The sequence below is a fragment of the Cellulomonas pakistanensis genome (assembly GCF_016862755.1).
Classification (GTDB): Bacteria; Actinomycetota; Actinomycetes; order Actinomycetales; family Cellulomonadaceae; genus Cellulomonas; species Cellulomonas pakistanensis.
The window spans coordinates 1-12,938 of record NZ_BONO01000014.1; the positions used below are offsets into that span (position 1 = coordinate 1).

At 75.4% G+C, this 12,938-nt stretch carries 11 protein-coding genes; 6 read left to right on the forward strand and 5 right to left on the reverse strand.

Features of this window, described 5'->3' with window-relative positions; all coding sequences use genetic code 11:
• From Cpa01nite_RS10240 to Cpa01nite_RS10255, 4 genes are all read left to right on the forward strand, one after another.
• A partial coding sequence (locus tag Cpa01nite_RS10240; protein ID WP_203668666.1) for a LysM peptidoglycan-binding domain-containing protein occupies positions 1-1,033 on the forward strand: 1,033 nt, incomplete at its 5' end.
• Positions 1,034-1,077: 44 nt separating this feature from the next.
• Positions 1,078-3,084, forward strand: coding sequence for a Stk1 family PASTA domain-containing Ser/Thr kinase (gene pknB, locus Cpa01nite_RS10245; RefSeq protein ID WP_203668667.1), 2,007 nt, complete (start codon positions 1,078-1,080; stop codon positions 3,082-3,084).
• 96 nt (positions 3,085-3,180) lie between these two features.
• Entirely contained in the window at positions 3,181-3,561 is a 381-nt protein-coding gene (locus tag Cpa01nite_RS10250) for a helix-turn-helix transcriptional regulator (RefSeq protein WP_203668749.1), read from the forward strand.
• A 5-nt stretch (positions 3,562-3,566) separates the two neighbouring features.
• Complete coding sequence (locus Cpa01nite_RS10255; RefSeq protein WP_203668668.1) at positions 3,567-3,983, forward strand: VOC family protein; 417 nt, start codon at positions 3,567-3,569, stop codon at positions 3,981-3,983.
• 73 nt (positions 3,984-4,056) lie between these two features.
• Here Cpa01nite_RS10255 and Cpa01nite_RS10260 read toward each other — a convergent pair whose 3' ends face one another.
• The 3 genes from Cpa01nite_RS10260 to Cpa01nite_RS10270 all read right to left on the reverse strand — a co-directional run bounded on the left by Cpa01nite_RS10260 (position 4,057) and on the right by Cpa01nite_RS10270 (position 7,556).
• Positions 4,057-5,409 carry a class II 3-deoxy-7-phosphoheptulonate synthase gene (locus Cpa01nite_RS10260; RefSeq protein WP_203668669.1) on the reverse strand — a complete coding sequence of 451 codons (1,353 nt, stop codon included), beginning with the start codon at positions 5,407-5,409 and terminating at the stop codon, positions 4,057-4,059.
• Entirely contained in the window at positions 5,409-6,629 is a 1,221-nt protein-coding gene (locus Cpa01nite_RS10265) for a pyrophosphate--fructose-6-phosphate 1-phosphotransferase (RefSeq protein ID WP_203668670.1), read from the reverse strand. Before Cpa01nite_RS10265 ends, Cpa01nite_RS10260 begins: the two co-directional genes overlap by 1 nt.
• 135 nt (positions 6,630-6,764) lie before the next feature.
• Complete coding sequence (locus Cpa01nite_RS10270; RefSeq protein WP_239068693.1) at positions 6,765-7,556, reverse strand: lysophospholipid acyltransferase family protein; 792 nt, start codon at positions 7,554-7,556, stop codon at positions 6,765-6,767.
• Between the two features lie 83 nt (positions 7,557-7,639).
• Here Cpa01nite_RS10270 and Cpa01nite_RS10275 point away from each other — a divergent pair, with 83 nt between their 5' ends.
• Positions 7,640-8,311, forward strand: coding sequence for a hypothetical protein (locus Cpa01nite_RS10275; RefSeq protein ID WP_203668671.1), 672 nt, complete (start codon positions 7,640-7,642; stop codon positions 8,309-8,311).
• A gap of 130 nt (positions 8,312-8,441) precedes the next feature.
• Here Cpa01nite_RS10275 and Cpa01nite_RS10280 read toward each other — a convergent pair whose 3' ends face one another.
• Positions 8,442-9,386, reverse strand: a complete 945-nt coding sequence (locus Cpa01nite_RS10280) for an ROK family glucokinase (protein ID WP_203668672.1) — start codon at positions 9,384-9,386, stop codon at positions 8,442-8,444.
• A gap of 278 nt (positions 9,387-9,664) precedes the next feature.
• Here Cpa01nite_RS10280 and Cpa01nite_RS10285 point away from each other — a divergent pair, with 278 nt between their 5' ends.
• The gene (locus Cpa01nite_RS10285) at positions 9,665-11,473 is read left to right on the forward strand and encodes an AMP-dependent synthetase/ligase (RefSeq protein ID WP_203668673.1); all 1,809 of its coding nucleotides are present in this window, start codon (positions 9,665-9,667) and stop codon (positions 11,471-11,473) included.
• Positions 11,474-11,571: 98 nt separating this feature from the next.
• On the opposite strand, the gene Cpa01nite_RS10290 is transcribed toward Cpa01nite_RS10285, so the two are convergent.
• Positions 11,572-12,873, reverse strand: a complete 1,302-nt coding sequence (locus Cpa01nite_RS10290; protein ID WP_203668674.1) for an NYN domain-containing protein — start codon at positions 12,871-12,873, stop codon at positions 11,572-11,574.
• Positions 12,874-12,938: the final 65 nt, after the last annotated feature.

Here is a 12,938-nt window from a genome sequence, read left to right on the forward strand (position 1 = left end):
CGCCTCCGGCGAGACCGTCTCCGCGATCGCGCAGCGCTACGGCACCACGGTCGCCGCGGTCACCTCCGCGAACGGCCTGGACGCCCGGGCGTTCATCCGCGTCGGGCAGGTCCTGACGATCCCCGGCGCGTCCGGCGCGACCGCGGCCCCGGCCCCGGCCGCCGCGGCCGGCGGCACGCACACGGTCGCCTCCGGCGAGACCGTGTCCGCGATCGCGCAGCGCCACGGCACCACCGTCGCGGCGATCGTGTCCGCCAACGGCCTCGACGCCCGCGCGTTCATCCGCGTCGGCCAGAGCCTGACGATCCCCGGCGCCTCCGTCGCCCCGGCCGCGACCGGCGCGCCGACGGCCGGCGGCACGCACACCGTCGCCTCCGGCGAGACCGTCTCCGCGATCGCGCAGCGCTACGGCACCACCGTCGCGGCCGTCGTCTCCGCCAACGGCCTGGACGCCCGCGCGTTCGTCCGCGTCGGCCAGACGCTGACGATCCCCGGCGCCTCCGCGACCCCGGCCGTCGCGACGACCGCGGCACCCGCCGGCGGCGCCCAGCTGGTCGGCAACACGTTCCTCGGCCGCACCTACGCGCCGAGCGTCGTCGCCTCCGCCAACGCGAACAAGGCGACGCTGCTCGCCATGGGCGTGCCGTCGCGCGCCGAGATGCAGGCCAAGGTCGCCGCCACCGCCCGCGCGATGGGCGTCGACCCCGCCCTGGCCCAGGCCATCGCCTTCCAGGAGTCCGGCTTCAACCACACCTCGGTGTCCCCGGCCAACGCCATCGGCACGATGCAGGTGATCCCCTCCTCGGGCGACTGGGCCTCGGACCTGGTCGGCCGGGACCTCAACCTGATCGACCCCGACGACAACGTCGTGGCCGGCGTCGCCATCCTGCGGCAGCTGGTGAAGTCGTCCCCCGACCTGTCGACGGCCATCGCCTCGTACTACCAGGGCTCCGGCTCGGTGAAGCGGAACGGCATGTTCAGCGACACGCGGCGGTACGTCGCGAACATCCAGACGCACATGGCGCGCTACTGAGCGCCTCCGGGGCCGGGACGGTCGGCGCCCGTAGACTGCGGCCCGTGGGAGCCACCGTCACCGATCCGCTCGTCGGCCGCCTGGTCGACGGGCGCTACGAGGTCGTCCAGCGCATCGCGCGCGGCGGCATGGCGACGGTGTACCTCGCGGTCGACCGCCGCCTGGACCGCGACGTCGCCCTCAAGGTGATGCACGCCCACCTGGCCGAGGGCCGGGCCGGCGCCGACTTCGTCGCCCGGTTCCGCCGCGAGGCGCGGGCCGCCGCACGGCTGACCCACCCGGGGCTCGTCGGCGTGTACGACCAGGGCGTCGACGGCGAGACGTCGTACCTGACGATGGAGTACGTCGACGGCGTCAACCTGCGCCGGCACCTGTCCGAGCGGGGCTCGCTCACCGTCGGCGAGGCGCTCGGCGTCGCGGAGCAGGTGCTCGACGCGCTCGCCGCCGCGCACCGCGCCGGCCTCGTGCACCGGGACGTCAAGCCCGAGAACGTGCTGATGGCGACGGACGGCCGCATCAAGGTCGCCGACTTCGGCCTCGCGCGCGCCGTCACCGAGGTCACCTCGACCACGACGGGCACGGTGTTCGGCACGGTCGCGTACCTGTCCCCCGAGCTCGTCGTCCGCGGCGAGAGCGACGCGCGCACCGACGTGTACGCCACCGGCGTGCTGCTCTACGAGATGCTCACCGGCGCGCAGCCGTTCACCGGCGAGACGCCGATCCAGATCGCGTTCCAGCACGTCAACAACGACGTCCCGGCGCCGTCCGACGCGCCGGACGCGTCCTGGCTTCCCGCCGAGGTCGACGAGCTGGTGGCCGCGCTGGCCGCGCGGGAGCCCGACGACCGCCCCGGCGACGCGGGCGCCGCGCTCGCCCTGCTGCGCCGCACCCGGACCTCCCTCGACCCCGCCACGCTGGCCCGCCGGGTCGACCGCGACCCGGTCGTCGCGCTCCCCCAGGCCACCGACCCCGAGCAGGACGGCACCGGGTCGCTCGACCGCGTGCCCGTGCAGGACGACCAGCCGGCGGAGCCCGGCGACGCGACCACCCGGCTCGAGACCCCCGGCCGCACGGTCGCGCTGCCGATCGGCGCCGTCGCGGTGTCCGGGGCCGGCGCCACGGCCGACGCCCCCGCCCGCCGACGGCCGTGGCGCTGGGTCGCCGCGGTCCTGCTGCTGCTGGCTGTCGCCGGCGGCGGCACCTGGTGGTACCTGCAGGTCGGCCCGGGCGCCTACACGACGGTCCCGACCGTGTCGGCGCTGGCCGAGGACGAGGCGGTCGACGTGCTCACCGACGCCGGGCTCGGGTCCGACGTGGTCGAGGCGTTCGACGACGAGGTGCCCGCGGGCGACGTCGTGTCCGCCGACCCGGGCGACGGCGAGCGGGTCCGCAAGGACGGCACCGTGACCCTGACCGTGTCGAAGGGCGTCGACGTCGTGACGCTGCCCGAGCAGCCCCTGACCGGGATGATGCAGGCGGACGCCGCGGCGGCGCTCGCCGGGATCGACCTCGTCGCCGCGTACCCCGAGGGCGACCACTGGCACGACGAGGCTCCGGCCGGGTCGGTGCTGGCGGCGACCGCCGAGGACGGCACCCCGCTCGAGCCGAGCCAGGCCCTCAAGCGCGGGTCGACCGTGCTGCTGACGATCTCCGACGGCCCCGAGCCGGTGCGGGTCGTGTCGGTCGTCGGCGCCTCGCTGGACGAGGCCACGGCCCAGCTCGAGGGACAGGGCCTCGTGGTCGCCGCCGAGGAGGCGTTCAGCGACACCGTCGCCGCGGGGCGGGTCATCTCGCAGAGCCCCGAGGGCGGCGCCGCAGGCAACCGCACCGACACGGTGACCCTGCAGGTGTCGAAGGGCCCGGAGACGGTCGCGATGCCGAACCTGGTCGGCCAGCAGTACGACCAGGCCGCAGCGGCGCTCGAGGCGCTCGGCCTGAAGGCGGAGAGGCAGAACGTGCTCGGCGGCCTGTTCGGCACCGTGCGTGACCAGAGCGTCGCCCGGGACCAGCAGGTCCCCAAGGGCTCGACGATCACGCTGACGGTCGTCTAGGCCGACGCGGCCGCGGGGTCGCGGCCGACCACCCCGAGGAGGCGCGCCGTGCCCACGCTGGACGACCTGGTCCGCCTGCGCCGCGCGCGCGACCGGATGGACCGCGACTACGCGCAGCCGCTCGACGTGCCGACGCTCGCCCGCGAGGCGCTCATGTCCGCGGGGCACTTCTCGCGGTCCTTCCGCGCGGCGTACGGCGAGACGCCCTACGGCTACCTGATGACCCGGCGGATCGAGCGGGCCAAGGCCCTCCTCCGCCGCGGCGACCTCAGCGTCACCGAGGTGTGCGTCGAGGTCGGCTGCACCTCCCTCGGGTCGTTCAGCTCCCGGTTCACCGAGCTCGTCGGCGTCAGCCCGTCGGCCTACCGCGCCCAGGACCACGGCGCCGGGGCGGTCGTCCCGGCGTGCGTCGCCAAGGTCCGCACGCGACCCGTCAGGAACGGAGAAGCCCCGGCACGACCGCCGGCCCTAGCGTGACGGTCATGGACATCACGCTCTCGCAGTGCTTCATCGCCGTGCACGACCACGACCAGGCGCTCGCGTTCTACCGCGACGTGCTCGGGCTCGAGGTCCGGAACGACGTCGGGTTCGAGGGGATGCGGTGGGTGACCGTCGGGTCCCCTGCGCAGCCCGACGTCCACATCGTGCTCGAGCCGCCGCTGGCGGACCCGGGCGCGTCGGCCGCCGACCAGCAGGCCATGGCGGAGCTGCTCGCCAAGGGGCTGCTGCGGGGGGTCATCTTCGCGGTCGACGACTGCGACGCGACGTTCGAGCGCATCCGCGCGGCGGGCGGCGACGTGCTGCAGGAGCCCATCGACCAGCCGTACGGGGTGCGGGACTGCGCGTTCCGGGACCCGTCGGGCAACCAGCTGCGGTTCAGCCAGCGCAAGCGGGCCTGACGACCCCGCCACCCGCACGCACGACGACGCCCGCCGACCCCGAGGGTCGGCGGGCGTCGTCGTGCGCGGGTCGTCAGGAGCGGCGGAGCAGCTCCACCACCTGGAAGGCCAGCTCCAGCGACTGCTGGTGGTTCAGGCGCGGGTCGACGAGCGTCTCGTACCGGCGCGCCAGGCCGGCGTCGTCGATCTCCTCGGCGCCGCCGAGCACCTCGGTGACGTCGTCGCCGGTGAGCTCCATGTGCAGGCCGCCGGGCACGGTCCCCAGGGCGCGGTGCACCTCGAAGAACCCGGCGACCTCGTCCATGACGTCGGAGAACCGGCGGGTCTTGTACCCCGACGCGGACGTGATGCCGTTGCCGTGCATCGGGTCGCACACCCAGGTGACCGGGCGGCCGTCGGCCGTGACCTTCTCCACCAGGCTCGGCAGCAGGTCGCGGATCTTGCCGGCGCCCATCCGGGTGATGAACGTGATCCGGCCCGGCTCCGCGCTCGGGTTGAGCTTGTCGATCAGGCGCAGCGCGTCGTCCGCGGTGGACGTCGGGCCGAGCTTGATGCCGAGCGGGTTGTGCACGCGGCTGAAGTAGTCGACGTGCGCGCCGTCGAGCTGCCGGGTGCGCTCCCCGATCCACAGGAAGTGCGCCGAGCAGTCGTACGGCAGGCCGGTCCGCGAGTCGATCCGGGTGAGCGGCCGCTCGTAGTCGAGCAGCAGGCCCTCGTGGCTCGAGTAGAAGTCCACGGTGCGCAGGGCGTCGAAGTCGGCGCCGCACGCGGCCATGAACCGGATGGCGCGGTCGATCTCGGCCGCGATCTCCTCGTACCGCGCGTACGCGGGGTTGGCGGTGAACCCGCGGTTCCACTCGTGCACCCGCAGCAGGGACGCGAAGCCCCCGGTGGTGAACGCGCGGATGAGGTTCAACGTCGACGCGGACGTGTGGTACGCGTCGAGCAGCCGCTCCGGGTCGGGCGTGCGAGCCTCGGGCGTGAACTCGAAGCCGTTGATGATGTCGCCCCGGAACGCGGGCAGCGTGACGCCGTCACGGGTCTCGGTGTCCGAGGACCGCGGCTTGGCGTACTGCCCGGCCATCCGCCCCATCTTGATGACGGGCAGGCTCGCGCCGTAGGTGAGCACGACCGCCATCTGCAGGACGGTCATGATCTTGCCGCGGATGTTGTCGGCCGTGGCCTCCGCGAACGTCTCGGCGCAGTCACCGCCCTGCAGCAGGAACGCCTCCCCGCGCCCGGCGGCTGCGAGCTGGCCGCGCAGCGCGTCGGCCTCCCCCGCGAACACCAGCGGCGGCAGACCGGCGAGCCGGTCCGTCACGCGCTGGAGCGCGGCGGCGTCCGGCCACGCCGGCTGCTGCGTGACCGGCAGGTCCCGCCAGGCCTCGAGCCCGGCGAGCACCTGCGGGTCCGCCTCGACGCTCATCAGTGGGCCGCTGCGGGCACCAGCTGCTGGCCGATGCCCTCCAGGAGCGCGCCGAACCACGGCTGCGAGACGTCGAACGCCTTGCCGCCGGCGATCCGCGGGAACGCGATGGCCTTGAGGCGGTCGCCGTCCTCCTCGTCGTGGCCGATGACGCCCGACTCGCCGCGCAGCGCGCACTCGACGGCCAGGTCGGTCATCGACTTGATGAGGCGGAGGTCCTCGGCGTTCGCGGCAGCGGCGCGCGAGTAGTAGCCCGACTTCTGGACCATGACCTTCTCGGCGCCGAGCTTCTCCGCGAACTGCTTCGCGAACCACTGGCCCGGGTTGATCGTGTCGAGCTTGACGTGGCCGAACGGGTCGCGCGGCACCTCGGCGCCGGACGCCTCGAGCTGCTCGACGATCTCGTGCATGCCCGCACCCTCGGACAGGAAGATGTTGACATTGCCCTGGGAGTCCATGATCGCCTTGAGGCGCGCGGCCTCGGCGTCGATGTCGAGCGCCAGCTCCGGCAGGAACACGGCGTGGATGTCCCAGCGCTCGCGCGTCAGGCCGAGGGCCGGGGCCCACTCCTGGGTGTCGAGCCACTTGCGGTACTCGGCGGCCGCGGCGGCGGTCAGCCACCCGCAGTGCCGGCCCATGACCTCGTGCACGATCAGCATGCGCGGGCCGGAGCGGTGCTCGCCGATGATGTTCGCGGCGAAGCCGGCGGCCTCCTCGGCGGCGGTCCACGCGCCGAGCGACTGCTTGATCGGCACCACGTCGTTGTCGATGGTCTTCGGCAGGCCGACGACGGTCAGGCCGTAGTCGTTGTCCGCCAGGTACGCGGCGAGGTCGGCCGCGGTGGTGTTGGTGTCGTCGCCGCCGATCGTGTGCAGCACGTCGACGCCGTCGGCCTTGAGCTGCTCGGCCGCCACCTGCAGCGGGTCCTGGCCCTCCTGGACGAGCCCCCGCTTCACGCAGTCCGCCGCGTTGGTGAGCTTCACGCGCGAGTTGCCGATCGGCGAGCCGCCGAACTTGTGGAGCAGGTGCGCCTGCGCGCGACCCTCGGCGTCGATCACGATCTTGTCGCCGCGCAGGAGGCCGTGGTAGCCGTGCTGGTAGGCGATGATCTCGACCTCGGGGGCGATCTCGGTGTAGCGCTCGATGAGACCACCGACGGCCGAGGACAGGCACGGAGCGAAGCCACCCGCGGTCAGGAGCGCGACGCGACGAACCGACATGAGACACACCTCTCGATAGAACAGCACAGCTGGGTCTGCCCAGCCCCCGGGCCACTGAAGGGCACCCCGCGGGTCCGGACCCGGGACCGAGGTCCTCGGGTGGCGCCGCGCGGAGCGCGACGGACGCGGCTCATCCTACTGAGCCGCGGCGCCCTCCTCCGGGGGGACCGGAGGCTGGACATCGGGCACGGCGCGGCCGCCGGGTGCCGACGGCTCGGGGGCCGCCGGGCCGGTCGCCGCGGGGTGCCCGGTGGCGATGCGCGCCTTCTGCGTGGCGGCGTAGATGTCCACGTACTCCTGGCCCGACAGGGACATGAGCGCGTACATGATCTCGTCGGTCACCGAGCGCAGGATGAACCGGTCGTTCTCCATGCCCTTGTACCGGGAGAAGTCGAGCGGCTCGCCGATGACGACGCCGATCCGGCGCGGGCGCGGCAGGCGCTGGCCGAGCGGCTGCGCCTTGTCCGTGTCGATCATCGCGACCGGGATGACCGGGGCGCCCGACTCCAGGGCCATGCGCGCCACGCCGGTCTTGCCGCGGTAGAGGCGGCCGTCGGGGCTGCGGGTGCCCTCGGGGTAGATGCCGAACAGCTTGCCCTCGGCCAGCCGGTTCAGGCCGGTGCGCAGGGCCGCCTCGGACGCCTTGCCGCCGGAGCGGTCGACCGGGATGGTGCCGACGCCGCGCATGAAGCCCGCGGTGAGCCGGCCCTTGAGCCCGCGGCCGGTGAAGTACTCGTTCTTCCCGATGAACACGATCTCGCGGTCCAGCACGAGCGGCAGGAAGAACGAGTCGACGACGGCCAGGTGGTTGCTCGCGAGGATCGCGGCGCCGCTGCTCGGCACGTGCTCCGCGCCCCGCACCCACGGGCGGAACAGCAGGTGCAGCAGCGGGCCCACGAGGACCCGCTTCATGAACCAGTAGAACAACCTGCCACCTCTCGCCCTCGCCACCCGGGCCGCTTCCGCGCACCGGCGAGTGCCGTGCGCTCGTCCGACTCTAGAGTGCTGCCATGGCTCCGCGTCCCGATCCCAGCCCGTCGCCCGACGGCGACGAGCCCGACGGCCCGCGCGCCGACCGCCCGCGCGACCCGTCCGGCGACCGCGTCACCGACGAGCAGTGGGCCGCGATCGTCGCGGACCTGCGCGGCGACGCGGACCCGACCGGGCCGACGGATCCGCCGGCGGCCGCCGCCGCAGGCCAGGACGACCCGCGGACGTCGTCCGGTCCCGCCGTAACCTACCCCGTCGCGCCGTGGGTGGCCGACCGCCGCGTCGTGCGCCCCGCGCGCGGGGACGGCGCCGGCGGCCCGGGCGCGGACGACGCCGGGGCACCCCGGGCACCGGGTCCACCCGCCGCGCCGGGCGCGCCGTCGTCCGGCCGGGACTGGGACGCGACGGCGCAGATGGACGAGGCCGAGCGCCGCGTCGACGCCGACGAGCACTTCCGCCCGCCGGACCCGGGCCCGGTGCTGGGCGGCGACCCGCTGCTGACCATGGCCTGGCTGGCGGTCGCGCTGATGCCGGTCGTGTGGCTGGTCGTGCTCATCTTCTGGCGGGACGCGCCGCCGGTCGTCATGCAGGCGTCCGTGGTGACGTTCGTGCTGGGCCTGGTCGTCCTGCTGTGGCGGATGCCGCACCGGCGCGACCCCGACCGCGACGACTCGGACGGAGCGGTCGTCTGACGCCCGGGCGACGCGCGGCGGGCGCGCCGCGCGTCCGGCGACCACGCACGACGGGCGCGCCGCGGGCCGCCGGGATGCTCCCCCGGTCCGGCCCGCGACGCGCCCGTCGTGGCGTGTCGAGCGGGTGGGCTCAGCGGCGCGCGAGATCCGCGGCGCCGACGATGCCCGCGTCGTTGCCCATCGAGGCGAGCGCGAACGTCGCCTCGGGGCGGTGGCCGCGCGCGGACAGCTGGTCCAGGAACGCACGGCGGGCCGGGGCCAGCAGCAGGTCGCCCGCGGCGCTGACGCCGCCGCCGATCACGACGATCGACGGGTCGAGCAGCGCCGCGACGGACGCGGAGCCCTCGCCGATCCACCGGCCGAGCTCGGCGAGCAGCTCGACGGCCAGCGGGTCGCCCTCCTGGGCGGCCTGGGTGACGTGCGGGCCGGTCAGCGCGTCGGCGTCGCCGCCGGCGAGCTCCAGCAGGCGGGAGCCGCGGGCCGGCTCGGTGATGAGCGCCGACTGCGCGTCGCGCACCAGGGCGCTGCCCGAGGCGTACTGCTCCCAGCAGCCCTCGTGGCCGCAGCCGCAGTAGTGGCCGCCGGGCACGACGCGCATGTGGCCGACCTCGGCCGCGACGCCCCAGGCGCCGAGCACGAGCTCGCCGTTGACGACGATCGCGCCGCCCAGCCCGGTGCCGATCGTGAGCAGCAGCATGTCCTGCTCGTCGCGCGCGGCGCCGAACCGGAACTCGGCCCAGCCGGCGGCGTTGGCGTCGTTCGCCACGACGATCCGCACGTCGTCGCCGAGCTCCTTGGCGACGATGTCGCGCAGCGGGTGCTCGCGCCACGGCAGGTTCGGGGTGAACAGCACGGTCGCCTGGTCGGTGCCGATGAACCCGGGGGCGGCGAGGCCGATGGCGCCGATCTCGTGGGCCGCGGCGAGCTCCTGGCACGCCTCGATGACGCCCCGGTCGACGCTCGCGGAGTCGCGGGGGTCGGTGTCGCGACGGGTCTTCGCGATGATCCGGCCGTCCTCGTCGACCACACCGGCGGCGATCTTCGTCCCGCCGATGTCCACACCGATGGCGTGCATGCTTCCCTGCTTCCGCGTGAGATCTCTGCGTGTCGCACCCGCGAGGGCCGCCGGGAGCCGGGACGCTGCACCGGTGCCGCGGCGGCGACACTGCGCGCGTGCGCCCCCACGCTAGCGTGCTGGGCGCGGTTCTCTGCACACGCTCCCAGCGCGCGGGCCCTACGCCGGGGCGCCGCGTCCCGCGCCACCCGGTCGGGCGACGTGTCGGGTGCCCGTCACCGGGACGAAAGTCCCTTATGCTGCGGACACCCTTCCGACGCCTGACAACGGAGCCAGCCATGGAGGAGTTCAGCACGCCCCTGCTCGTCGAGGCAGGACCGCGGGAGAACCTGCTCGACCTGCTCGCCGCGCGGGTGGCCGAGACGGGCGACGGCCCGCTGATGGAGTACAAGACCCCCGGGACGACGACGTGGCGCACCGTGAGCGCCGCGCAGTTCGACCGGCGGGTCCGCGACGTCGCCCGCGGGTTCGTCGCGCGCGGCGTCCGCCCGGGCGACCGGGTCGGGATCATGTCCCGCACCCGGTACGAGTGGACGGTGCTCGACTGGGCGCTGTGGAGCGCGGGTGCCGTGCCGGTGCCGGTCTACGAGACCTCGTCGGCCGAGCAGGTGCACTGGATCCTCACCGACGCGGCGGTGACGCTGCTGGTGGTCGAGACCGCCGGGCACGCCGCGACCGTCGCCGAGGTGCGGCCGGAGGCGCCGCTGCTGCAGGACGTGCTCGTGCTCGACGGCGGCGCGCTCGACGCGCTGGCCGCCGAGGGCGCGACGGTCCCGGACGCGGAGGTCGACCGGCTGCGCCGGCACGCCGGCCGGGACGACGTCGCGACGATCATCTACACATCGGGCACGACCGGGCGGCCCAAGGGCGTCGAGCTCACGCACGGCAACTTCGCGGTGCTCGCCCGCAACGCCGTCGAGGGGCTGCACGAGGTCGTGTCGACCCCCGGCGCCCGGACGCTGCTGTTCATGCCGCTGGCGCACGTGTTCGCCCGGTTCGTCGAGGTGCTGTGCATGCCCGCCGGCGCCGTCCTGGGCCACACCCCGGACACCAAGCAGCTGCTGCAGGACCTCGGCGAGTTCCGGCCGACGTTCATCCTGTCCGTGCCGCGCGTGTTCGAGAAGGTCTACAACTCGGCGGAGCAGAAGGCCGCGGCGGGCGGGAAGCTGAAGATCTTCCAGTGGGCGGCGCGGACCGCGATCGCCTACTCCCGGTCGCTGGACGCCGGCGGGCCGCCGCTCGGCCTGCGGCTGCAGCGGGCGGTCGCCGACCGGCTGGTGTTCCACAAGCTCCGGGACGCCATGGGCGGGCAGATCGAGTGGGCGATCTCCGGCGGCGCGCCCCTCGGTGAGCGGCTCGGGCACTTCTTCCGCGGGATCGGCGTGCGGGTGCTCGAGGGCTACGGCCTCACCGAGACCACCGCGCCGGCCACCGTGAACATGCCCGGCAAGACGCGGATCGGCACCGTCGGCCCGCCGCTGCCGGGCACGTCGGTCCGGATCGCCGCCGACGGCGAGGTCGAGGTGCGCGGGCACCAGGTGTTCGACCGGTACCACGGCAACCCCGTCGCGACCGCCGAGGCGTTCGACGACGGCTGGTTCCGCACCGGCGACCTCGGGTCCCTCGACGAGGACGGCTACCTGCGGATCACCGGCCGCAAGAAGGAGATCATCGTCACCGCCGGCGGCAAGAACGTCGCCCCCGCGGTGCTCGAGGACCGGCTGCGCGCGCACCCGCTGATCAGCCAGGTGATCGTCGTCGGCGACGGGCGGCCGTACATCGGCGCGCTGGTCACCCTCGACGCCGAGGGGCTCCCGGGCTGGTGCACGGCGCACGGGCTGCCCGAGCTGTCCGTCGCCGAGGCGGCGGTGCACCCGGACGTGCTGGCCTCGATCGACGAGGGCGTGGAGCGGGCCAACAAGGCCGTCTCCCGCGCGGAGTCGATCCGGCGGTACCGGATCCTCGACCGGGACCTGACGATCGCGGGCGGGTACCTGACGCCGAAGCTCAGCGTGCGGCGGACGCACGTGCTGAAGGACTTCGCGACGGACGTCGAGGCCATCTACGCCGGGGAGCACGCGGGCTGACCCGGGCGGCCGGCGAGCTCGCCGCCCGCGCGCGGGCTCGCCGGTTCCGCAGCCGGCCGGGCCGCGCGACCGGCGGGCTCGTCCGCGGGCGTGCCCCGTCAGACCCGGCCGAGGCGGGCCAGCAGCGTGGCCGACGGCAGCACGCGCGCGCCCGCGGCCTCGAGGTCCGCGCCGAGCGCGCGGTCGCTGGTCACCGCCACGACCACGCGGCCGGGCGGCTCGGCCCGCACCAGACGGCGGATCAGGTCGTCGGCGATCTCCCCCTGGGAGAACAGCACGCGCACGCCGCGGGGCCCGTTCGGGGCGCGGGTGCCCAGGTCGGCGTCGCGGCCGTCGAAGCAGCACGTCACCTCGGCGCCCGTCCGACCGGCGACGGTGGCCAGCCGCTCGGTCAGCCGGCGGCGCTGCTCGGCGAGCGACTGGTCCGGCCACGCGAGCTTCGAGACGTTGTACCCGTCGACGACCAGGTGCGCGCGCGGCATCGCCAGCAGGTCGTCGAGCAGCGCGGGGTCGTCGGCGAACCGGCCGCGGGAGGTGGGCCGGGCAGCGGGCCCCGCCGGGCCGGGGGTCGGCGGCGCGACGAGGTCGGCGGGCATCCGGGTGGCCGGCGGCAGCGCGAGCTCCTCGCGGAGCGCCGAGCCGGCCTCGACGAGCGTGTCGAGCAGCAGCCTGACCCGCACCTGGGCGAGCTCGCGGAGCGCGGCGGCGTCCTCGCGGGCGACCCGGGCGAGGTCCTCCGCGCGGCGGCGGTCGTCGTCGGCGGACGCGCGCACCTTCGCCGTCTCGGCGTGCACGCGCTCGGCGGCCGCGGCGACCTCGGCGGCGTGCTCGGCCGCGCGGCGGGCCTCCGACCGCGAGCGGTCGGCGTCGGAGCGCAGGCGGCGCAGCTCCCGACGCAGGGCCACCAGCTCGGCCTCGGCCGCGTCGGCGCGCTCGGTCTCGGCGGTCAGGCGGGCGGCGAGGCGGCGGAGCTCGGCCTCGGCGCGGTGCGCCCGGTGGGCGGGGTCGGCGTCAGGCCGCGCGGGGGCCTCGGCGCCGGCCGGGGGCGTCGTGACGGCGGACACGCGCGCCTGCCAGCCGTCCGGGCGCAGCAGCACGGCACCGACGGCCAGGTCCAGCCGGTCGGCGTCCTCCCCGGCCGCGGGCGGGTCGGCGAGCAGGTCCGCCGCCAGCCCCGGGTGGGCGTGCGACCACGCGCGCGCCACGCGGGCCCGGAACGCGTCGTCGCGCTCGACGGCGAGCCACAGCGGGCCCGCGCCGGCCGAGACCCGGCGGCGCGGGGCGAACCGGCGCACCGCGGCCAGGGAGGCCGGCACCGCGCCCGGGTCGAGCGCGCCGAGCACCTCCGCCGCGAGCGGCAGGACGGCGGCGCGCACGGCGTCGGGCACGGGCTCGGGCATGCGCGTCACCCTACGGGGCCGCAGGTGGCGGGGGCGACGGGGTCCGGGGCGCGGGGCCAAGCGCC

Bases quoted from the DNA above. Each gene is read 5' to 3' on its own strand.
- Cpa01nite_RS10255 (WP_203668668.1), top strand. From the start codon at position 3,567: ATGGACATCACGCTCTCGCAGTGCTTCATCGCCGTGCACGACCACGAC.
- Cpa01nite_RS10265 (WP_203668670.1), bottom strand. From the start codon at position 6,629: ATGTCGGTTCGTCGCGTCGCGCTCCTGACCGCGGGTGGCTTCGCTCCG.
- Cpa01nite_RS10280 (WP_203668672.1), bottom strand. From the start codon at position 9,386: ATGCACGCCATCGGTGTGGACATCGGCGGGACGAAGATCGCCGCCGGT.
- Cpa01nite_RS10260 (WP_203668669.1), bottom strand. From the start codon at position 5,409: ATGAGCGTCGAGGCGGACCCGCAGGTGCTCGCCGGGCTCGAGGCCTGG.
- Cpa01nite_RS10285 (WP_203668673.1), top strand. From the start codon at position 9,665: ATGGAGGAGTTCAGCACGCCCCTGCTCGTCGAGGCAGGACCGCGGGAG.
- Cpa01nite_RS10250 (WP_203668749.1), top strand. From the start codon at position 3,181: ATGGACCGCGACTACGCGCAGCCGCTCGACGTGCCGACGCTCGCCCGC.
- Cpa01nite_RS10290 (WP_203668674.1), bottom strand. From the start codon at position 12,873: ATGCCCGAGCCCGTGCCCGACGCCGTGCGCGCCGCCGTCCTGCCGCTC.
- Cpa01nite_RS10275 (WP_203668671.1), top strand. From the start codon at position 7,640: ATGGCTCCGCGTCCCGATCCCAGCCCGTCGCCCGACGGCGACGAGCCC.